Source organism: Novosphingobium sp. B 225 (assembly GCF_002198665.1).
GTDB lineage: Bacteria > Pseudomonadota > Alphaproteobacteria > Sphingomonadales > Sphingomonadaceae > Novosphingobium.
The window spans coordinates 1-21,245 of sequence record NZ_MWLM01000033.1 but is presented as its reverse complement, the minus strand read 5'-3'; the positions used below and the strand labels follow the sequence as shown (position 1 = coordinate 21,245).

The window sequence follows — 21,245 nt, the reverse complement described above, 5'->3', positions numbered from 1 at the left end:
CGCACCACCCCCAACCCCCTCCTCTGAAGAGGAGGGGGCTTTGCCGCCCCTCAATCGTCCTTGCCGCTGCGCCAGCCGTGTTCGCCGCGTTCGTGGATGATGTTGGCGCGGCCGACGATCAGGTCGTCAACCATGCCGATCCGGCCCACGTCCTTGTCCTTGTAGGGCAGCGAATGGAGGACATAGCGGATCGCGTTGAGCCGGGCGCGCTTCTTGTCGTCGCTCTTGATCACGGTCCACGGGCTGTCAGCCGTGTCGGTGGCAAAGAACATCGCTTCCTTGGCGCGGGTGTAATCGTCCCACTTGTCCAGACTGGCGAGATCGACCGGCGAGAGCTTCCACTGCTTGAGCGGGTGGACCTTGCGTTCCTTGAACCGGCGGCGCTGTTCAGCCTGGCTGACCGAGAACCAGAACTTGATCAGGTGGATGCCGCTGCGCACCAGATTGCGTTCGAATTCGGGGGCCTGGCGCAGGAATTCCTTGTATTCCTCGTCGCTGCAGAACCCCATCACGCGTTCCACCCCGGCGCGGTTGTACCAGGAGCGGTCCATCAGCACCATTTCGCCCTTGGTCGGCAGGTGCTGGACATAGCGCTGGAAGTACCACTGCCCGCGTTCGACCTCGCTCGGTTTTTCCAGCGCGACCACGCGCGCGCCGCGCGGGTTGAGGTGTTCCATCATCCGCTTGATCGTGCCGCCCTTGCCGGCCGCATCGCGCCCTTCGAACAGGATGATGATCCGCTGGTCGCTTTCCTTGGCCCATTGCTGCAATTTGAGCAGCTCGGTCTGAAGGATGAATTTCTCGCGCTCGTAATCCTTGCGCAGCATCTTGTACTTGTAGGGATAGCCGCCCTTGCGCCAGTCATCGGACAATTCGTCGCTGGTCTTGCGCGGTTTGCCGGACGGCTTGGGCAGGCCCAGATGTTCGCGCATCCGCGCCGCATCGTCGGGCGAGGCGCCCGCGATGATCGCTTCCACGCCGTCGGAATTGCCGGTCGCGGCCACCGCATCCAGCGCGGCTTCCTCGGCCTCGTTCGCGGCTTCGGTGCGTTCGTCGGCCAGGCTTTGCTCCACCATCGGCGGCAGACTGGTGTCATTGGCCGCCGGGGCCTTGGCCGGTCGCTTGGTCGTCATGCAATCACTCCATCCCGTCGGGCACTCAGGGCCCTGTCGTCACGCCATCATGGCAGGCAAACATTCCCGATTGGTAACCACAAAGGCCGGAAAAACCGGGCGGAAACCGACTCGGAGATGATGCAGGCAGTGTCCCGCCAGAGGCGGGCATGCGTCAAACGGGAAGCTTGCATGAGGTGTTGCGCGGAATGCAAGCTGGGAAGGGGTTCACGCAGAGGCGCAGAGGAAGCAGAGAGGCGCAGAGAGGTCGCACTTGCGGCGAAGCCGTTTGCCATTCATCTAACGGGGTCTGGCGGAACGGGTCCATGAAGGAACGAGCCTTCGGCTCAAACTCTCCGCGCCTCTCTGCTTCCTCTGCGCCTCTGCGTGAACTAACCCCAGCCAGAACCAGTGCGCTGCGCCTAAGGCACCAGCACCGTATCGCGCGCCACTTGCAGCGTTTCAGGATAGTCCAGCGTATAGTGCAGCCCCCGGCTCTCATGCCGGGCGAGGGCGGAGCGCACGATCAGTTCGGCGCATTGGAGGAGGTTGCGCAGTTCGATCAGGTCGGTCGAAACGCGGAAGTGGGAATAGTATTCCTCGACCTCGTCCGTCAGCATCTGGATGCGGTGCTTGGCGCGTTCGAGGCGTTTGGTGGTGCGCACGATGCCGACATAGTTCCACATGAACCGGCGGATTTCGGTCCAGTTCTGTTTGATGATCACTTCTTCGTCGCTGTCGGTGACGCGGCTTTCGTCCCACGGGCGGACCGGGGGCGGGGCGTCGAAGCTGTCCCACCGCGCGAGGATGTCGGCGGCGGCGGCATCGCCGAACACGAAGCATTCGAGCAGAGAGTTGCTGGCAAGGCGGTTCGCCCCGTGCAGCCCGCTTTCGGTGCATTCGCCCGCGGCGTAGAGCCCCGGCAGGTCGGTCCGGCCCGCCAGATCGATCAGCACCCCGCCGCAGGTATAATGCTGTGCCGGGACCACCGGGATCGGCTGGGTGGTCATGTCGATCCCCAGCCCCAGCAGCTTTTCGTGGATGTTGGGGAAGTGCTGCTTCACGAAGTCAGCCGGCTGGTGGCTGATGTCGAGGTGGACGTAATCGAGCCCGTCGCGCTTGATCTCGCTGTCATTGGCGCGGGCGACCACATCACGCGGGGCCAGTTCGGCGCGCTCGTCATAATCGGGCATATAGCGGTGCCCGGTCCTGGGGTTGAGCAGGTGCCCGCCTTCGCCGCGCACGGCCTCGGTAATCAGGAAGTTCTTGACGTCGAGGTTGTAGAGGCAGGTCGGGTGGAACTGCATCATTTCCATGTTGGAGACCCGTGCCCCGGCGCGCCAGGCCATCGCGATCCCGTCCCCCGTCGCGCCGCGCGGGGCGGTGCTGAACTGGTACACGCGGCCCGCCCCGCCGGTGGCGAGGATCGTGGCACGGGCGGTGTGGGCTTCAACCTTGCCGGTGCTCTCATTCAGGGCATAGACCCCCCAGACCCGGCCCGATCCGGAGTAGCGCTCCGCTTCATGCTTGCCGGTGATCAGATCGATGCAGGCGCGATTTGGCAGCAGCGTGATGTTGGGATTGTCCTGCGCGGCCTTGAGCAGGGCCGATTGCACCGCCCAGCCGGTCGCGTCGTTCACATGCACGATCCGGCGGTGCGAATGCCCGCCTTCCCGCGTCAGGTGGAGGTGTTCGCCTTCGGTGTTGAACGGCACGCCCAGCTTGACCAGCCGGTCGATTGCGTGGGGTGCGCGTCCGATCACGAATTCGACGGTTTCGATCCGGTTGAGCCCGGCCCCGGCGACCATGGTATCGCGGATATGCTCTTCAAAGGTATCCCCGGCATCCAGCACGGCGGCGATACCGCCCTGCGCCCAGGCGGTTGACCCGCCGGTCAGCTCGCCCTTGGCCAGCACCAGCACCTTCAGTTTTTCGGCCAGAGCCAAAGCCGCCGTCAGTCCGGCCGCGCCGGAACCGACGATGATGACGTCGTGAGTCATGGCTTCCCGATCAAGGCCGCTGCGGCCCTAGTTTTGGGTGGTGACAGCTTGGACATTGGAAAAGTCCCCGTGCTGGAGCAGATCTTTAGGCGCGAAGAAATAGATCGCATTGGCATCGTTGATCCACAAGTTCATGGCCTTGCCGGATTCGATCGTCAGCAGCGATTGCCATCGCGTAACCCCGCGGTCCACTTCGGCAGCATGGTCGATGATCCAGCGAACATTGGCATCGTCCTGTTCCGACCAAGGCCGGTAAATCGTGCCGTTGGCCAGTGGATCGGCGATCTTCTTGGCCTTCTCCCAATCCGGCCAGGACCGCCAGATCCGCAGCCGCTCCTGGCCCGGGCGACCGATTTCGCGAAAGTAGAGTTCTTCTCGCAGGTCGTCCTGGGGCCAGTTTGCATAGCCCAGCAACCTGCCCATGACAGGCCAGGGGGCGGCACCAAGCCGGTTGGTTAGGGCGTCGATATCGCCATTTGGGTTCGCATCGGCGAGCTCGTTCAGCCAAGCCCAATCGAATTCTGTAAAGGCCACTCCCGGTTCGAACCGGACTGCAACCGGATTGTAGCTCGCGGTTCCCTCGGGAGCGCTGAGTTGCTCGAGTTCATTTCCGGCAGGGATATGTAGCACGTAGACCCCAAGCGGATCCTGATCAAAGGATTCGAGGTCAGCGAAGAACGACAACAATCCGGTTTGCGGCAGATGCTTGGCGATCGGGCTGTGGCGAATTTCGGCAAGGTCGATCTGACCGAAGAAACTGGGCTGCGGGCAGCTTGGCGATTGCGGCCAGCTTGCTCCACGCGGCAAGTCGGGGTCGCCGCCGAACCGCGTGCCGCCTCTTGCCCCGCCGCTCGCTCGCCCGGCTTCGAATATGTGCAGGCAAGGCTCGCAGTGCGCCCGGATATCGTCGGCCGCCGCGGCAAAGCCGGTTTCGGCGATCACCGCGTCAACTTCGGCGATGCTGGCCAACGGCCGCGGCATGGCAGCCGAAGCGTGCGGCGCTGCGCCAGCGCCGAACAGCTTACCAAGGAATCCACCTAAGCCAGCCATCGCCAGTCCTCCTCGCAACCCAGACCGAGCAGGCCCCGGCGGCTCGACAACCTCATTGCCTCACGCCGCCGCCGCGCTGGTCAGGTGGACGAACACATCCTCCAGATCAGCCTCACGCGTGGTCACATCGACAATGCCAAAGCCCTGGGCCTGGATTTGCGACAGGATCTCGCCCGCATTGGTGCGGTCCTTGTCGAAAGTGACCTCGATCATGCGTTCGCCCGCCCGTTCGCATTTGAGGAAGGCGGGGTGCGCGGGCAGGTCGACCACATCGCGATCCAGTGTCAGGACTACGATTTTTTCCCGTGCCATTTCAACCAGTTCGCGGGTCGGTTTGTTGGCGATCAGTTCGCCGTGGTTGATGATCGCGATGCGATTGCAGAGCTGTTCGGCTTCTTCCAGATAGTGGGTGGTCAGCACCACCGTTACGCCGTGATGGTTCAGTTCGCTGACCAGTTCCCACAGCTGGCGGCGCAGTTCCACATCGACCCCGGCGGTCGGCTCGTCCAGCACCAGCACTGGCGGGGCGTGGACCATCGCCTTGGCGATCAGCAGACGGCGCTTCATCCCGCCCGACAAAGTGCGGGCATAGGCATAGGCCTTGTCCGACAGGTGCACTTGCCCCAGCAGTTCCAGACTGCGCCGTGCCGCCTTGGGCACGCCATACAGCCCGGCCTGGTTTTCCAGCACTTCGTACGGGGTAAAGAACGGATCGAACACCACTTCCTGCGGGACAATCCCGATCGAACGCTTGGCGTTTCGGGGGTTCGCATCGATGTCAAAACCCCAGATTTCCGCGCTTCCGCTGGTCTTGTTGACCAGCCCGGCAAGGATATTGATCAAGGTCGATTTGCCCGCGCCATTGGGGCCGAGCAGGCCGAAGATCTGCCCTTGCGGCACGTCAAAGCTGACGCCCTTCAGCGCCAGTTTGGCCTCACCCTGGCCGGCGGCGGCATAGCGTTTGACCACATTGTTGATACGGATTGCGGGGGGCAGGTCTGAGGTGTTCATGGGTGCTGCTTTGCGGCAGGATCGGGCCAAGGTAAAGCCCCCGGAATTCCGCGCCTCGCACCCAATTCCTACCGCGCCATTAACCATATGCCTGCAGTATGCCTTCACACGCGCCGGGGTAGTGCGGCAGGATGACTTGGGGGTCTTTTCACCGTGGCTTTGCGCCACGACATGCCAGTCGCGCCATCGGCGCGCTGCTGGCGGCCCTGATTTGCGCGGTTTTCCCGGGTACGGCACTCGCCCAGGTCGCACAGGCGACGGGGCAATCCCAGGCGGTGGTCGTTGAACCGCTATCCCTGCTCAAGATGCAGGATCTGAACTTTGGCCGGTTCGCGGCCCGGCCTACAGCGGGCACGGTAACGCTGGATCCCGATTCCGGTGCTTGTTCGGTAACGGGGACGATCCTGCACACCGGGGGCTGTCATTACGCCGAATTCGCCGGCATGGGGACGCGCCGCATGACCGTGCGAATCCAGACCCCGTCCACAATCAACCTGATCGGTCCCGGCGGTGCGCAAATGGTGGTCGATACGCTGACATTGGGATTGGCACCGGGGCTGTCGCCGGTTGGCGGCAATGGCAATGGCAATGGCAATGGTAATGGCGGGGGTAATCCGCGCTATTCGATCAATTCGAACAGCGGCATTTTCGTTTTCCGGATTGGTGGAAGGCTGAATGTTGCAGCCAACCAGGCAGCGGGTGTCTACGTCGGGACTTTCAACGTCACTGTCCAGTACCAGTAGAAATGCCCGCGCGGCGCTGCTATGGCCTTGGTCCATGAGCACTGCCCAGGAAACCACCCTTGTCACCACCACCCGCGTATCGTGCGACGGCGCCAGCGATGTGCGCGGCGGCGCCGCTTTGGGTCACCCGCGCGTCTATCTGGAAATCGACGAGCGCGGCTATGTCGATTGCGGCTATTGCGACAAGCGTTTCGTGCTGAAAGGCGGCGCGGCGGATCAGGCTGCCGCCTGACCCTAGCCAAGTCCGGCAAAGCGCCTATATCGGGGCCATGACCACGCCCGATCCGCGCAGCCTGCTCTACCGCCAACTGACTCCCGAGGCCGCGCAGGCCGTCACTCGCGATTGCCTGCAACGCTGTGACGATGGCGAATTGTACCTGCAATTCGTGGCGAGCGAGAGCTTCGTGTTCGATGACGGGCGGCTCAAGACTGCCGACTATTCGCGCGATGCGGGCTTTGGCTTGCGCGGGGTTTCGGGCGAGATGACCGGCTTTGCCCACGCCAACGAAATCAGCGAAGCCGCGATCCGCCGCGCGGGCGAGACGCTGCAACTGCTCGATCCGGCCAAAGGCCAGCCCAGCGCCCCGCCACGCCAGAACAACCGGCATCTCTATACGGATCAGTCGCCGCTCGATCTGGTGCCGTTCGCGGCCAAGGTGCAACTGCTGGAAGCGATCGATGCGGCGGCGCGCGCCCGCGATCCGCGCGTGGCGCAGGTATCAGCCAGCCTTTCAGGCTCATGGTCCGTGGTTGAAGTGGTCCGCGCTGACGGGTTCCTGGCCACCGATGTGCGGCCCTTGGTGCGGCTCAACGTCTCGATCGTGGCCGAGGCGAACGGGCGGCGCGAAACCGGCAGCTTCGGGATGGGCGGGCGCTGGCTCTATGATGACCTGCTCAAGCCTGAAAGCTGGAACCGCGCGATTGATGAGGCTTTGGCCCAGGCGCTGACCAATCTGGACAGTGTGGACGCGCCCGCCGGGGAAATGACCGTGCTGCTTGGCCCCGGCTGGCCCGGGGTGCTGCTGCACGAAGCGGTCGGGCATGGGCTGGAAGGCGATTTCAACCGCAAGGGCACCTCGGCCTTCTCGGGCCGGATCGGCGAACGGGTGGGCGCGCTCGGCGTGACCGTGGTGGACGATGGCTCGATTGCCGGGCGCCGGGGCTCGCTCTCGATCGACGATGAAGGCACTCCGACTGGCGAGACTGTGCTGATCGAGGACGGGATCCTCAAATGCTATATGCAGGACCGGCTCAACGCCCGGCTGATGGGCGTGCCTGCCACCGGCAACGGGCGGCGTGAAAGCTATGCCCATGCGCCGATGCCGCGCATGACCAACACTTTCATGAAAGGCGGGAACGATGATCCGGCCGAGCTGCTCAGCCGCGTGAAGAACGGGATTTTCGCCAAGAGCTTTGGCGGCGGGCAGGTTGATATCGTGTCGGGCAAATTCGTGTTTTCCTGCACCGAGGCTTACCGGATCGAGAACGGGAAACTGGGCGTCCCGATCAAGGGCGCGACCCTGATCGGCGATGGCCCGACCGTGCTGACCCGCGTGACCGGGATCGGCAATGACATGGCGCTGGACGAAGGCGTGGGGATTTGCGGCAAGGGCGGCCAGTCGGTGCCCGCCGGGGTGGGCCAGCCGACCCTGCTGGTCGAAGGCTTGACCGTGGGCGGGACAGCCTAGGTTCAGATTGAAGTGCTAGGCTGCCCTCAGTCTGAGAGAAGGAGAATGACAATGCGCAAGTTCGCACTCGCTCTCGCCGCCGGTTCGGCGCTGCTGATCGGGACCGCCGCCACGGCCGGGCCGAAGCTGACCCCGCAAGAGCGGCTGGACAAGCTGATCGCCGGGCGTGAAGCGGGCAAGCCGGTCAGCTGCCTCAACAGCTGGGACACCCGCGACATGACCGTGCTCGACAAGACCGCGCTGGTCTATCGCAGCGGCAACACGATCTGGGTCAACCGCCCGGACAATGCTCGCCAGCTGGATGATGACGATATTCTGGTGACCAAGACCACCGGCAGCCAGCTGTGCAAACTGGACATCGTCCAGACGGTTGACCGCACCGGCGGCTTCTGGACCGGCTTCGTCAATCTGGGCGATTTCGTGCCCTACAAGAAAGTCGCCAAGGCCGACTGATCCTCGTCTGAACAGCGAGTGGCCGCCGCCCGGACTCCCGTCCTGGCGGCGGTTGTTGTTTGGGGACTTGACTCTTTGCCTTCGATCCCGGAATTAGGGTGCATACCCTAAAACGGGAATCGCCGCAGCGCGAAGGGAGAGAGCCCATGAACATTGCCACCACCGTATCCGATGCCCAACTGGCCCCGATCGATGTCAGCCGCGCCGAACTCTACGAAGGCGAAGGCTGGCAGGAACCGTTCCGCACATTGCGCGCGCAGGCCCCGATCCAGTTCGTGCCTGACAGCGCGTTCGGTCCCTATTGGTCAGTCAGCACGCACAAGCCGATCGTTCATATCGAGGCTTTGCCCAAGATCTTTTCCTCCAGCTGGGAATTCGGCGGGATCGCGATTGCCGGTTCGGTTGACCAACCGATGGAGAATGAGCTGCGCACCCCGATGTTCATCGCGATGGACCCGCCGCACCACACCGCCCAGCGTCGCACCATCGCGCCCAGTTTTGGGCCCAGCGAAGTGCTGGAATTGAAGCGCGAAGTGCAGCAACGCACCGCCGAAGTGCTGGACAGCCTGCCGATCGGCGAGGCGTTCAACTGGGTTGAGCGGGTTTCGATCGAGCTCACGACCGGCATGCTCGCCCGGCTGTTCGATTTCCCGTGGGAACAGCGCCACAAGCTGACCTACTGGTCGGACATGGGCGGCAATGTCGAACTGATGAAATCGCCTGAGGACATGCTGAAGCGCAATGAAGCACTGTTCGAAATGGGCGCTGCCTTTGCCGAGCTGTGGCAGGACAAGGCCGCCAATCCGGGCAAGGACCTGATCTCGGTCATGCTGCGCTCTGACGCGATGAACCACATGAGCCAGGAAGAATTCATCGGCAACCTGATCCTGCTGATCGTGGGCGGCAACGATACCACCCGCAATTCGATGTCGGCCTTTGCCTGGGGGCTGAACCAGTTCCCCGATCAGCGCGCCAAGCTGGAAGCTGACCCGTCACTGATCCCCAATGCAGTGCAGGAACTGATCCGCTGGCAGACCCCGCTGGCGCACATGCGCCGCACGGTGATGGAAGACACCGAACTGGACGGGGCGCAGATGAAGAAGGGCGACAAGGTGGTGCTGTGGTACATCAGCGCCAATCGGGATGAGACCGTGTTCGACCGGCCCGACGAAGTGATCGTCGATCGTGACAACGCCCGCCGCCACTTGTCGTTCGGCTATGGCATCCACCGTTGCGTCGGGGCGCGGGTGGCCGAACTGCAGCTGACCACCTTGCTGGAAGAAATGGCCAAGCGCCGCCTGCGCGCCAATGTGATCGCCGAACCGGAACGGGTGGCGACCTGCTTTGTCCATGGCTACAAGGAAGTGATGGTCGAACTGTCGCACTACTGATGAAAACCAAGGACCGCATTGTCGAAGGGGCGCGGGTCCTGTTCAACGAACAGGGCTATGGCGCGGTAACCACCGCCGCGCTCGCCGCGCACCTCGGCATGGCGGAAGGCAACCTGTGGTATCATTTCAAGACCAAGCGCGCCTTGCTCGAAGCCTTGGGGGAACAGTTTGCCGCGGCGATCGACCGGCGGCTGGATATGCGGCCCGGCGCCGATCCCTTGTCTGCCTATGTCGATCTGCTGCGGGCACTGATGGCCGAATTCCGGCACTTCCGCTTCCTCTACCGCGACCAGAGCGGCTATGGCGAACATGCCGAAGTGGTGGGCAAGCGCGCGCCCGAATGGCTGCGGCGGACGTTCGAACAGCTCGAAGCGCACCAGGCCGCGCTGGTCACCGCCGGACTGCTTGACTGGCCGCGCGAGCGGCTGCGCGATCTGGCGATCAACGCCACGATCATCGTCCGCTATGGGCTTGAGCATTACCGCGAACTGGGTGAGCCGACCGGCGAAGGATCTGGCACGGTGCGCCGCACCCTGCGCCGCCACCTGACCCTGTTCGAACACCGCCTGACGGACGAGGCCGCCGCGCAGCTCCATGCCGCGATTGAGGCAATCGAGGAAACTGCTTTGGCGGCGTGAGTCCTTGTTTGGTGCGCCAACTGCATCCGCAGTTGGCTTGCAACACCGGTCAGGCGGAAAGATCCGCCTGCCTGATCTCGGGCACCATCTTCCACCACCACCACACGCCCAGCAGCGATACCCCGGCGGCCAGCGCAAAGGCCCAGCCATAGCTGCCGAGCCGGTCGACGATCACCCCGGTAACCACCGGGCCGATGATCCCGGCACAGTTGCCAAACGCGTTCTGCACCCCGATCCAGCTGCCCGCCGCGCGCGGGCCGGAGAATATCTGGCCGACTGCATAGAGGTTGGTCGCCAGCAGGCCTGATCCGATCCCGGCCACGGCCAGGCACAGGCCAACCTGCAAGGGCCCCTGCGCATACCACAGCGCCGCGATCGCGCCGCCGCCCAGCGCCTGGGCCCAGATCATCGCCCGGCGACGCAGCGTCGCCTCGTCCGCACCGGCGGCGACCGCGCGGTCCGACAGGCGACCGCTGACCAGCGCGGTCACGCCCTGGATCACAAAGCCCATGGTGGTCAGCAAGGTCATCTGCGGGATCGAATAACCGACAGTCTTGACCAGATACAGCGGCAGCCAGGTCAGCAGGAAGTAGAAGCCATAGTTCGACATGAAATGCGCTGCGCCCATCAGGTGCAGCGCGGGCACTTTCAGCAGCGCGCGAAAGTTGACCGGATCGGTTGCCGGGGTTGCCACGCTCTTGCTGCGCAGCGGCGCGCTGGTGACTTGCCAGGGCAGCAGCCACAGCAGCGTGATCGCGCCAAAGATCCAGAAGATCGGCCGCCATCCCGCCGCCTGCAGGATCATGCCCCCGGCCAGCGTGCCGACCGCCGGGCCGAATGCCAGCGCGGCGGCGACCACGGCATTGGCCAGCCCGCGGTGCGCGGCGGGCACTTCCATCGCGAAAATCTTGGAACTGCCGGGAAAGGCGATGCTTTCGCCCAGTCCCAGCACCAGCCGCAGCACGATCAGCGATGCGATCCCGCCGACCCAGCCGGTCAACAGCGTGGCAAACGCCCACAGCGCGATGCCCAGCGCGAACATGCGGTAGACGCAGAACCGGTCGCACAGCCAGCCGACGAAAGCGCAGAGCGGGGCATAGACCCAGAAGAACGCCGATACCGCCGTGCCGAAACTGGTCGCGGACAGGTTCAGCTCCTGTTTCATCAGCGGCGCCGCCACCCCGATCGCGCCGCGATCGATATAATTGAGCAGCACTGACAGTCCCAGCAGCCCGACCACCCAGGCCAGCCGCGTCCCGCTCGCGCGCGGCCCGGCTTCGCGTTGAATCTCTGCCGCAGTCACCATCGCCCGTTCTCCCCCGTTGTTTGCGCCAAGGCTAGCACGGTGGGGCATGGCTGCGCTATGGCCCTTGCATGACCTCGCCCAGCATCAGGTTTGCCCGATGACGCGCCGTGTGCTGCGCGTGCTGCTCGCGCTGTTCTATGCTGCGGCGGGCGTGCTGCATCTCGCCGCGCCCGCGCCGTTCCTGGCGATCATGCCCGGCTGGGTGCCCGCCCCCGGGGCAGTCGTCGCCTTTACCGGGATTGCCGAACTGGCTGGGGCGGTGGGGCTGCTCCAGCCGTTCCGCCCTGGGCTGCGGCGCTATGCCGGCTGGGGTCTGGCGGCCTATGCGCTGTGCGTCTGGCCGGCCAATTTCCAGCACATGTTGAGCGATCTCGCGCGGTCCGATCAGGGGCTGGGGCTGGGCTATCACATCCCCCGCCTGGCGTTTCAGCCGGTGTTGATCTGGCTGGCGCTATGGGTCGGATCAAGCAGCGACTGGATCGATCGCTTCGGACCTAAGAGAGACTGATGACCCAGCAACCCGTACTGGTGCTCACCACCGGCGGCACCATCGACAAGGCCTATTTCGACGCGCTGAGCGAATATCAGATCGTCGAAAGCGGCATCCCTGCGCTGCTGGCCGAAGCGCGCGTGGCCTTGCCGTTCCGCGTGGTCGAACTGATGCGCAAGGACAGCCTTGAGTTGACCGAGGCCGACCGCGACCTGATCGCCCGCATCGCGCTCGAGGCTCCGGAAAGCCGGATTGTCGTGACCCACGGCACCGATACCATGACCGAAACCGCCAAAGTGCTGGCCGCGCAGCTACCCGGCAAGACCGTGGTCCTGACCGGCGCGCTCAGCCCCGCGCGGTTTGCCGAAACCGACGCCCCGTTCAACCTCGGCATGGCCTTCGCCACGGCCCAGGTCGCCCCGCCGGGCGTTTACATTGCGATGAGCGGCGAAGTGTTCGACGGGCTCAAAGTGAGGAAGGACCGCGCGGCAGGGAAGTTCGTCAGCCTCTGACCGAGGCCGGACTCACTCCCACTCAATCGTCCCCGGCGGCTTTGACGTATAGTCATAGACCACCCGGTTGATGCCCTTGACCTCGTTGATGATCCGGGTCGCGACGCGGCTGAGGAAGGCGGCGTCGAAGGGATAGATATCCGCCGTCATGCCATCGGTGCTGGTCACGGCGCGCAGGGCGCAGACGTTGTCGTAAGTGCGGCCATCGCCCATCACGCCCACGGTCTTGACCGGCAGCAGCACGGCGAAGGCCTGCCAGATCGCATCATAGAGCCCGGCGTTGCGGATCTCCTCAAGGTACACCGCATCGGCCTTGCGCAGCACGTCGCAGCGTTCGCGCGTCACCTCGCCGGGGATGCGGATTGCGAGGCCCGGGCCGGGGAAGGGGTGGCGGCCGACAAACACGTCGGGCAGGCCCAGCTCGCGGCCCAGTTCGCGCACTTCGTCCTTGAACAGTTCGCGCAAGGGTTCGACCAGCTGCATGTTCATGCGTTCGGGCAGGCCGCCAACGTTGTGGTGGCTCTTGATCGTGACGCTGGGGCCGCCGGTGAACGAAACCGATTCGATCACGTCGGGATAGAGCGTGCCCTGAGCGAGGAAGTCTGCCCCGCCGACCTGCTTGGCCTCTTCCTCGAACACGTCGATAAAGGTCTTGCCAATGAATTTGCGCTTGGCTTCGGGGTCGGTCACTCCGGCCAGACCGTTCAGGAACAGTGCGCTGACGTCCTTGTGGACCAGCGGGATGTTGTAGTGGTTGCGGAACAGGCTGACCACCTGCTCCGCCTCACCCAGCCGCATCAGGCCGTGATCGACAAACACGCAGGTCAGCTGTTCACCGATCGCTTCGTGGATCAGCACCGCGGCAACCGCAGAATCGACCCCGCCCGACAGGCCGCAGATCACCCGGCCCTTGCCGACCTGGGCGCGGATCTCGGCGATCTTGGTCTTGCGGAATTCGGCCATGGTCCAGTCCCCGGACAGGCCGCAGACATGGCGCACGAAGTTCTTGAGCAGCTTGCCGCCATCGGGCGTGTGGACCACTTCGGGGTGGAACTGCATCGCGTAGATGCGCTTTTCATCGTTGGCGATCACCGCAAAGGGTGCGCCCGCGCTGGCTGCGACCGGGCGGAAACCGGGGGCGAGCGCGGTAACCTTGTCGCCGTGGCTCATCCACACCTGATGCTTCTCACCCTCGGCCCACAGGCCGTCGAACAGCGCGCAGCGGTCTGAAATCTCGATAAAGGCGCGGCCGAATTCGCCGCTGTCACCCAGGCTGACCTCACCCCCCAGCTGGTGCATCAGCGCCTGCTGGCCATAGCAGATCCCCAGCATCGGCAGGCCGGAATTCAGGAGCTCGTCCGGAATGCGCGGGCCGTTTTCATCCAGCACTGATGCGGGTGAACCCGACAGGATGATCCCCTTGGGCCGCATCCGCTCGAACGCGGCAGCGGCATGGCTGAACGGCGCAATCTCGGAATAGACCCCCGCTTCGCGCACGCGGCGGGCAATCAGCTGGGTCACCTGGCTGCCGAAATCGACGATCAGGATGGAATCGGAGGGTTGGATGCTCATGGCGGGGCGATAGTGGCGGCAGGCCAGACTGGCAAGATTGCGCGCTATTTCGCCTGTGCAATCTCCCGCAGCTCCGTCTTCAGCAACTTGCCGATATGGCTGCGCGGCATTTCGGCGATCGCACGCAGGGCGGAAACGCGCTGGGTTTTGCCGAGGCGGCTGTTGGCTATAGTGCGGATGTCTTCCAGCGCGTCTTCACCCACGCCCGGTTGCAGCACGACGAAGCCGACCGGGGTTTCGCCCCATTGGTCAGAGGGAATGCCGACCACGGCGGCTTCGACCACGCGCTCGTCCTTGGCCAGTTCGGTTTCCAGATCGATCGGGAAGATGTTGAAGCCGCCCGAAATGATCACGTCCTTGGTCCGCCCGACCAGTTCGACGAAGCCTTCGGCGTCGATCCGCCCGACATCGCCCATGCGCTGCCAGACCGAGCCATCGGCCGGATCGGTCCAATAGCCTTCGCGGGTCTTTTCGGGCTGGTTCTTGTAGCCCAGCATCATCACGTTGCTGCGCCCGACGAGTTCGCCGGCGACGCCGGGGGGCACTTCCTGCAGGTTTTCGTCGATCACTTTCAGGCCGTGGCCCGGTGCGGGCTGGCCGACGGTGTGGAGCTTGTCCGGATGCTCGTGCGCCAGCAGGATGCAGCTGACCCCGCCTTCGGTCATGCCATAGTATTCAACCAGCCCGCCCGGCATCCGCGCCAGCACTTCGGCCTTGAGCTCGGCCGGGAAGGGGGCGGAGGTGCAGAATTTGAGCTTGAGCGATGACAGGTCGAAATGGTCGAAAGTGGGGAACTGCATCAGGCGGCGGTATTGCACCGGGACCAGCATGGTGTGGGTGATCCGCTCACCAGCGGCGCGTTCCAGCCATTTCTGCGCGTCGAACTTGCCCATGATCGAGGCGTATCCGCCCGAAAACATCGTCGGCAGGAAGGTAACCAGCGTGGTGTTGGAATAGAGCGGGGTGGACAGCAGCGCGCGGCTGGTCACGCCGTAATTCTGCGAGGCGCGGAACGTCACCTGCCGCCAGCGCATCCCGTGGCTGTGGACGATCCCCTTGGGAATGCCGGTGGTGCCCGATGAGTAGATGATGTTGAAGGGGTCTTTGTCTTCCGGCGTGAACGGCGCGGCCAGAGTGCCGGGGGCCGCCATGAAGCTGTCCAGTTCCTCGTCCAGCACCACCTGCCCCGCGATCGGCAGCGTGAAATCACCCAGTTCGGTCAGCTTGGCGCGGTCAATGAACAAGTGGATCGCGCCCGAATCCGCTGCCATGCCGCGCAGCTGGTCGGGGCTGGCGCTGGTAGTCAGCGGCGCAGCGCAGCCCCCGGCGCGGATCGCGGCCATATAGACGAGGGCGTAGTTGACGGTGGACATGCCCAGGATCGCCACTGCCTGACCGCGCTGCAACCCGTCCGCCTGCAGCCGCGCGGCGATCCGCTCGACCCGATCGGCAGTATCGCGCCAGCTGAGCGTGGTGGTGCCATCATGCAGCGCGGGCGCATCGCCATTGTGCGCCCCCCAGGCCGCGACCAGCGCGGAAAAGGACCCGAAAGGCTGGTCAAGCAGGGCGGCAGGATCGGCGGACATCGGGCAGGTTACCTCTCACAAGTGCTGTTTGCCCATCCTTGGCGGATGACCGCCCCCTCTGTCCAGAGCGGCGCAGGGCGGGAGGTCTTGCCATGAGGTAAATGCCACGGTTGCAAAAAACGCAACGGCCATGACGTGCTTTGCACTGGTAATCTCTACCGGATTACTTATGTTGCAGATGCGAACTGAGTTCGCGAACGCAATAGGAGAAACAATATGCGCAGCCAGATCCTTTCGATCGTGCTGCCGATCATCGCCGCCGCTGGGATCAGCGGCCTGATGTTCACCGCCGCGATCGCCTGAGCGACCGGCGGCCCGGCCCTGAGCGGCCAGGGGCAGCACCTCCCAAACAGCAAAGGGCCGTTACGCCTTGGCGTAGCGGCCCTTGCTTGTTGGATGCGGCCGGCAAAGACCTTTCACTTCGCCGACAGCACCTTGACCAGATCGTACAGATAGTCGCGCCCCTGATAGAGCGATTTCACGCCCATCCGCTCGTTCAGGCCGTGCGCGCCGTTGCCGTCCGGATCGCCGTAGATGCCGGGCACGCCATAAGTCGGGATGCCGACCGCGCCGAGATAGACCCCGTCGGTGGCGCCGGTCGACATGGTCGGGATTACCGGCACGCCGGGGAAATGCTTGGCCACCAGCGCTTCCATCGGCCCGACCAGCGCGGGATCGAGCGGCGGGCTTTTGGCGATCGGCTTGTCCTTGACCTTCTGTTCGATCTTCACGCCGTCATCGCCGATCGCCTTGGCCAGCATGGCCTGGGTTTCATCGGCGGTGCGGCCCGGGAACATCCGGCAATTGACATTGGCCGTCACCCGCTGCGGCAGTGCGTTCTGGGCATGGCCGCCATCGATCAGGGTCGCGACGCAAGTGGTGCGCAGCATCGAATGCAGCATCTTGTCCTGGTTGACCACGGCTTCGGCGGCCTTGTCAGCCGGGTTGGCCGCCAGCGCCTGCATCGCCTTGCCGGCCGCATCCGGGCGCAGCGCCCCGGCCTTGGTAAAGAAGGCGCGGGTGGTGTCGTTGAATTCCACCGGGAATTCGAACTGGCTGACCTTGGCCAGCGCTGCCGACATCTGGTAAATCGCATTGCTGGGCACCGGCTGACTGGAATGGCCGCCCGGGTTGGTGGTGGTCAGCACAAAGTCCTGATAGGCCTTTTCGCCGACCAGGATCGACTGGACCTGCAGCTTGCCCTTGCCATCGGTGCGCCCGCCGCCACCTTCGTTAAGGGCATAGGCGGCGTCGATCAGATCGCGCTTGTTCCGGGCCAGCCACTCTGCGCCGTTGAACGCGCCGCTGGTTTCCTCACCGCAGGTCAAGGCCAGCTTGATCGTGCGCTTGGGCTTGTAGCCATCCTTGGCGAAGCGGATCAGCGTGTCGGTCCAGACGGCGGCTTGCGCCTTGTCGTCCGCCGCGCCGCGGGCATAGAAATAGCCGTCCTCCTCGATCAGGGTAAAGGGATCGCGCACCCAATCCTCGCGCCGGGCCTCGACCACGTCGATATGGGCGAGCAGCAGCATCGGTTTCAGCTTTTTCGACGTGCCGGGCATGATCGCCACCAGCCCGCCGTCCTTGGGGTGTTCGCTGGTGAAGAACAGGGTCAGCTGATCATCCTTGAAACCGGCTGCCTTGAGCCGCGCCGCCATCCGCTCTGCCGCCAGCGTGCAGCTGCCATTGCTGACCGTGGTGTTGGTTTCGACCAGTTCCTTGTAGAGCCCGCGAAACTCCGCCTGATCTGGGCGCAGCGGCGCGTCTTGCGCCAGCGCGGGAGCAGCACCGGCCAATACGGATGCGCCAAGCAGCGCGGCTAGAACATGTTTCATCGGATTGAGACTCCCTGTTTTGCTTGCAGCACAGTCAAGCAGGATTTTCTCAGGGAGGGAAGGGTTCGGATGCCAATGAAGTCGTTTCCGCAGACGAGTTCACTGGCAATCGCTTTGGCTGTTGGATACGATTTCTGCATCGCAAGAACTTTCAGGCCGTTACGGAGGTGGGCTATGGATGAATTTGACAGTGCCGGTGACGATCCGCTGGTTGGGATCGACATACCTGGAATCGCTCAAAGCCTTGGAATCGAGCATGATGATGCCAAAAGGGGCCTGATTGCTTTGGGTGGCGCCTATGCTGAACCGGGCGACACGATTGCTTCGGCCGCAGATGCAACGGGGCTCCAGCACGAGGTTCTCACCGGAATTGTCGAACATCTCGGTGGCGAAACCGGGCTCGAACAGGTTAGCCAGGTGCTGATGGAGCGAGGCTGGAATTCAGGCTAGCGCTCCAAGCAGGAATTCGGAGCGGGATATGGCCGACGATTGCTTGACTTCGCTGTGGAGGAATGAGCCATTGCCGCGCTGTTCCGCTTTCCCCGGAGCGTAGCTCGGCCTATAGGCTGGGCATGTCCGAAACACCCGATAACCAACCCAACGCCAACGCCTATGGCGCCGATCAGATCAAGGTCCTCAAGGGGCTCGATGCCGTGCGCAAGCGGCCAGGCATGTACATCGGCGATACCGACGATGGCAGCGGCCTGCACCACATGGTGTTCGAAGTGTCGGACAACGCAATTGACGAGGCTTTGGCCGGGCATTGCGATCTGGTGCTGATCGAACTCAACCCCGATGGCTCGGTCTCGGTCGAGGATAACGGGCGCGGGATTCCCACCGGGATCCATGCCGAGGAAGGCGTGTCCGCCGCCGAAGTGATCATGACCCAGCTACACGCGGGCGGGAAGTTTGAGAATACCTCGGATGACAACGCCTACAAGGTTTCAGGCGGGCTCCACGGGGTCGGCGTGTCGGTGGTCAATGCCCTGTCGGAATGGCTGGAACTGACGATCTGGCGCGAGGGCAAGGAACATTGGATGAAGTTCGCCCACGGCGATGCGGTCAGCCCGCTGATCGTGCGCGGCGATGCCCCGATCGCCACCGAGGGCGGGCGTCAGGGCCAGGTCAAGAACGGCACCCGCGTGACCTTCCTGGCGAGCGAGGAAACGTTCAAGAACGTCACCATCTATGATTTCGAAAAGCTGGAACACCGCTACCGCGAACTGGCCTTCCTCAATTCGGGCGTGCGAATCCTGCTGCGTGACCTGCGCGGGGAAGAGGTCAAGGAACATGACCTGTTCTATGAAGGCGGGATTGCCGCTTTCGTCGCTTACCTCGATCGCAACAAGACCGCGCTGCTGCCCGATCCGATCGCGATCAGCAGCGAACGCGACGGGATCGGGATCGACGTGGCGTTGGAATGGAACGATTCGTATTACGAAAACGTCCTGTGCTTCACCAACAACATTCCGCAGCGCGATGGCGGCACTCACCTGGCCGCGTTCCGCGCCGCGCTGACCCGCACGCTCAACAACTATGCCGAAAAGTCCGGCATGCTGAAAAAGGAAAAGGTCAACCTGACCGGTGAGGACATGCGCGAAGGGCTGACCGCGATTGTTTCGGTCAAGCTGCCCGATCCCAAGTTCTCCAGCCAGACCAAGGACAAGCTGGTCAGTTCAGAAGTGCGCCAGCCGCTGGAAAGCCTGATGGCTGACCGGCTGAGCGACTGGCTTGAGGAAAACCCCGCCAATGCCAAGCAGGTGGTGGGCAAGATCATCGATGCCGCCGCCGCGCGCGAAGCGGCGCGCAAGGCCCGCGAGCTGACCCGGCGCAAGGGGGCGATGGATATTGCCAGCCTGCCCGGCAAGCTGGCCGATTGCCAGGAACGCGATCCCTCGCTGTGCGAACTGTTCCTGGTCGAAGGGGATTCGGCCGGCGGCAGTGCCAAGCAGGGCCGTGATCGCAAGATCCAGGCGATCCTGCCGCTCAAGGGCAAGATCCTGAATGTGGAGCGCGCGCGGTTTGACCGGATCATTTCATCGAAGGAAGTCGGCACGCTGATCCAGGCGATGGGCACCGGGATTCGCGATGAATTCAATCTGGAAAAGCTGCGCTATCACAAGATCGTGATCATGACCGACGCCGACGTTGACGGCGCGCATATCCGCACCCTGCTGCTGACTTTCTTCCACCGCCAGATGCCGGAAATCATCAAGGCCGGTCACCTGTTCATCGCCCAGCCGCCGCTTTACAAGGTCGCCAAGGGACGCAGCGAGGTTTACCTGAAGGACGCTGCCGCACTCGATCGCCATCTGGTCGAAGCGGGTCTGGCGGGCCGGGTGCTGGAAACCGCTGGCGGCGTACGCGGCGGGGCCGAGCTTGAGGCGCTGGTCGAACATGCCATGCGGATGCGCAGCCTGATGGGCTTCGTTCCGCGCCGCTATGATTCCGCGATTGTCGAAGCGCTGGCCATGGCCGGGGTGCTCGCCCCGGATATTGATCGCGCGGCCCGTGAAGCTGCCCTTGCGCGCACCGCGATCTGGCTCGACGCCGGGGACCGCGATGCGAAGTGGAGCGCCGAACTGACGGGCGAAGGCGCGGTGATGGTCAAGCGGGTCTGGCGCGGGGTGACCGACGCCTATCCGATTGACGCCAGTTTCCTGACCAGCGCCGAAGCGCGCAAGCTCGCCCGGCTCGCCGCTGAAAATGTCGAGGTCTATTCCGCTCCTGCCCGGCTGGTCCGCGCGGGCAGCGCAGTGGAAGAAGCGCCCGAGGTGGAAGCCGAAGTCAACGAGAATGACCAGACCGCGCCGGTGGTGCGCAGCCAGTCAGTCAAGGATCAGGTTACCCGCCCGTCGGAACTGCTTGATGCAGTGCTCGCCGCCGGGCGCAAGGGGCTGTCGATTGCGCGCTACAAGGGGCTGGGCGAAATGAACGCCGAACAGCTGTGGGAAACCACGCTCGACCCGGAAAATCGCAGCCTGCTGCAGGTCGAGGTTGAGGACGCCGACGTAACCGACGACATCTTCACCCGCCTGATGGGCGACGTGGTCGAACCGCGCCGCGACTTCATCCAGGAAAACGCGCTGAACGTGGCCAATCTGGACGTATAGGCCGGCAATCCTCCCCCACCGGGGGAGGTGGCTCGCGCAGCGAGACGGAGGGGGCTGTCAAGAAACGCCGCGGATAGCGGCTGCGCGCTGCCGCGCGCAATCTGGCTCGCCCCCTTCCACCAGCTTCGCCGGTCCCCCCCCCGCTGGGGGAGGATCGTTCAAGGTTCCGGAAAAAACCGCGCGATCACGTCCCGCGCCAGCCGGGCGGGGCGCAGGGTTTCGGCGTCAATGCAGCACCAACTGGACTTGATCTCGGCCAGCACTTCCTCGCCCCGGTGGATCACCGTTTCATAGCTGGCGCGGGCGCCGTGGAATTTTTCCAACAGGACCGTGGCGATCACTTCGTCGCCCAGAAAGGTTGGGCGGCGATAAGTGATCTCATGCTTGAGCGCGACCCACAGGTGCGCGGCCACGGCTTCCACCGGGGCCAGGCTGCGCCAGTGCGCGATCACCGCGTCCTGAACCCAGTTGAGATAGCTGGCGTTGTTGACGTGGCCCATGAAATCGATGTCCGCAGGATCGACGGCAATGGCGTGGGCATAGGGGATAGCGTTGTTCACACCCATGTTAATAGCCATTCGCAGCGGAAATTGCCAGCGGTCTTGCGGTGAAGCGAATGCGTCTTTCGGTCAGCTTCACCAAATCCTCCCCCCTTGGGGGAGGTGGGCCGCCGAAGGCGGGCCGGAGGGGGCTTGGCAAGGTGCGAACGCCCCCTCCGTCAGCCGCCTGCGGCGTCTGCCACCTCCCC

The 21,245-nt window shown here is 64.0% G+C and carries 19 protein-coding genes; 10 read left to right on the top strand and 9 right to left on the bottom strand.

Annotation, left to right across the window (positions count from 1 at the left end; all coding sequences use genetic code 11):
- Nucleotides 1-50 precede the first annotated feature (50 nt).
- The 4 genes from ppk2 to MNBBLIKP_RS04865 form a co-directional block, all read right to left on the bottom strand.
- The gene (ppk2, locus tag MNBBLIKP_RS04880) at nucleotides 51-1,133 is read right to left on the bottom strand and encodes a polyphosphate kinase 2 (RefSeq protein ID WP_088308057.1); all 1,083 of its coding nucleotides are present in this window, start codon (nucleotides 1,131-1,133) and stop codon (nucleotides 51-53) included.
- Nucleotides 1,134-1,534: 401 nt separating this feature from the next.
- The gene (gene nadB / locus MNBBLIKP_RS04875; RefSeq protein ID WP_088308055.1) at nucleotides 1,535-3,112 is read right to left on the bottom strand and encodes an L-aspartate oxidase; all 1,578 of its coding nucleotides are present in this window, start codon (nucleotides 3,110-3,112) and stop codon (nucleotides 1,535-1,537) included.
- A 27-nt stretch (nucleotides 3,113-3,139) separates the two neighbouring features.
- Entirely contained in the window at nucleotides 3,140-4,054 is a 915-nt protein-coding gene (locus tag MNBBLIKP_RS04870; RefSeq protein ID WP_176399657.1) for a DUF1963 domain-containing protein, read from the bottom strand.
- 168 nt (nucleotides 4,055-4,222) lie between these two features.
- Entirely contained in the window at nucleotides 4,223-5,173 is a 951-nt protein-coding gene (locus tag MNBBLIKP_RS04865) for an ABC transporter ATP-binding protein (RefSeq protein WP_088308051.1), read from the bottom strand.
- A 131-nt stretch (nucleotides 5,174-5,304) separates the two neighbouring features.
- Between MNBBLIKP_RS04865 and MNBBLIKP_RS04860 the strand changes: the two genes are divergently transcribed.
- From MNBBLIKP_RS04860 to MNBBLIKP_RS04835, 6 genes are all read left to right on the top strand, one after another.
- Nucleotides 5,305-5,916, top strand: a complete 612-nt coding sequence (locus tag MNBBLIKP_RS04860; protein ID WP_088308049.1) for a DUF4402 domain-containing protein — start codon at nucleotides 5,305-5,307, stop codon at nucleotides 5,914-5,916.
- A 34-nt stretch (nucleotides 5,917-5,950) separates the two neighbouring features.
- A complete protein-coding gene (locus MNBBLIKP_RS04855) occupies nucleotides 5,951-6,148 on the top strand; it encodes a zinc-finger domain-containing protein (RefSeq protein ID WP_088308047.1) in 198 nt (65 codons plus the stop codon).
- Between the two features lie 37 nt (nucleotides 6,149-6,185).
- A complete protein-coding gene (tldD, locus tag MNBBLIKP_RS04850) occupies nucleotides 6,186-7,604 on the top strand; it encodes a metalloprotease TldD (RefSeq protein WP_088308045.1) in 1,419 nt (472 codons plus the stop codon).
- Nucleotides 7,605-7,655: 51 nt separating this feature from the next.
- Nucleotides 7,656-8,057, top strand: a complete 402-nt coding sequence (locus MNBBLIKP_RS04845) for a hypothetical protein (protein ID WP_088308043.1) — start codon at nucleotides 7,656-7,658, stop codon at nucleotides 8,055-8,057.
- A 146-nt stretch (nucleotides 8,058-8,203) separates the two neighbouring features.
- Nucleotides 8,204-9,448, top strand: a complete 1,245-nt coding sequence (locus MNBBLIKP_RS04840; protein ID WP_088308041.1) for a cytochrome P450 — start codon at nucleotides 8,204-8,206, stop codon at nucleotides 9,446-9,448.
- Nucleotides 9,448-10,086 (top strand): TetR/AcrR family transcriptional regulator, encoded by a 639-nt coding sequence (locus MNBBLIKP_RS04835; protein WP_088308039.1) that lies wholly within the window; start codon nucleotides 9,448-9,450, stop codon nucleotides 10,084-10,086. Before MNBBLIKP_RS04840 ends, MNBBLIKP_RS04835 begins: the two co-directional genes overlap by 1 nt.
- Nucleotides 10,087-10,135: 49 nt before the next feature.
- Here the strand turns inward: MNBBLIKP_RS04835 and MNBBLIKP_RS04830 are convergent, their stop codons facing one another.
- Entirely contained in the window at nucleotides 10,136-11,440 is a 1,305-nt protein-coding gene (locus MNBBLIKP_RS04830) for an MFS transporter (protein WP_254912914.1), read from the bottom strand.
- 49 nt (nucleotides 11,441-11,489) lie between these two features.
- Here MNBBLIKP_RS04830 and MNBBLIKP_RS04825 point away from each other — a divergent pair, with 49 nt between their 5' ends.
- Nucleotides 11,490-11,900, top strand: coding sequence for a DoxX family protein (locus MNBBLIKP_RS04825; RefSeq protein ID WP_088308035.1), 411 nt, complete (start codon nucleotides 11,490-11,492; stop codon nucleotides 11,898-11,900).
- Nucleotides 11,900-12,394 carry an asparaginase domain-containing protein gene (locus tag MNBBLIKP_RS04820; protein WP_088308033.1) on the top strand — a complete coding sequence of 165 codons (495 nt, stop codon included), beginning with the start codon at nucleotides 11,900-11,902 and terminating at the stop codon, nucleotides 12,392-12,394. Before MNBBLIKP_RS04825 ends, MNBBLIKP_RS04820 begins: the two co-directional genes overlap by 1 nt.
- A gap of 12 nt (nucleotides 12,395-12,406) precedes the next feature.
- Here MNBBLIKP_RS04820 and guaA read toward each other — a convergent pair whose 3' ends face one another.
- The 3 genes from guaA to MNBBLIKP_RS04805 form a co-directional block, all read right to left on the bottom strand.
- Nucleotides 12,407-13,966: a glutamine-hydrolyzing GMP synthase gene (gene guaA, locus MNBBLIKP_RS04815; protein WP_088308031.1), complete on the bottom strand. Its 1,560-nt coding sequence runs from the start codon at nucleotides 13,964-13,966 to the stop codon at nucleotides 12,407-12,409.
- 44 nt (nucleotides 13,967-14,010) lie between these two features.
- Complete coding sequence (locus tag MNBBLIKP_RS04810) at nucleotides 14,011-15,552, bottom strand: class I adenylate-forming enzyme family protein (RefSeq protein WP_088308029.1); 1,542 nt, start codon at nucleotides 15,550-15,552, stop codon at nucleotides 14,011-14,013.
- A 416-nt stretch (nucleotides 15,553-15,968) separates the two neighbouring features.
- On the bottom strand, nucleotides 15,969-17,384 hold the full coding sequence (locus tag MNBBLIKP_RS04805; protein ID WP_088308027.1) for a M20/M25/M40 family metallo-hydrolase: 1,416 nt from the start codon (nucleotides 17,382-17,384) through the stop codon (nucleotides 15,969-15,971).
- Between the two features lie 174 nt (nucleotides 17,385-17,558).
- On the opposite strand from MNBBLIKP_RS04805, the gene MNBBLIKP_RS04800 reads away from it, so the two are divergent.
- On the top strand, nucleotides 17,559-17,834 hold the full coding sequence (locus MNBBLIKP_RS04800) for a hypothetical protein (RefSeq protein ID WP_088308025.1): 276 nt from the start codon (nucleotides 17,559-17,561) through the stop codon (nucleotides 17,832-17,834).
- Nucleotides 17,835-17,956: 122 nt separating this feature from the next.
- Entirely contained in the window at nucleotides 17,957-20,497 is a 2,541-nt protein-coding gene (gyrB, locus tag MNBBLIKP_RS04795) for a DNA topoisomerase (ATP-hydrolyzing) subunit B (protein WP_088308023.1), read from the top strand.
- Between the two features lie 158 nt (nucleotides 20,498-20,655).
- Here the strand turns inward: gyrB and MNBBLIKP_RS04790 are convergent, their stop codons facing one another.
- Nucleotides 20,656-21,063: an acyl-CoA thioesterase gene (locus tag MNBBLIKP_RS04790; protein ID WP_176399658.1), complete on the bottom strand. Its 408-nt coding sequence runs from the start codon at nucleotides 21,061-21,063 to the stop codon at nucleotides 20,656-20,658.
- Between the last annotated feature and the right edge of the window lie 182 nt (nucleotides 21,064-21,245).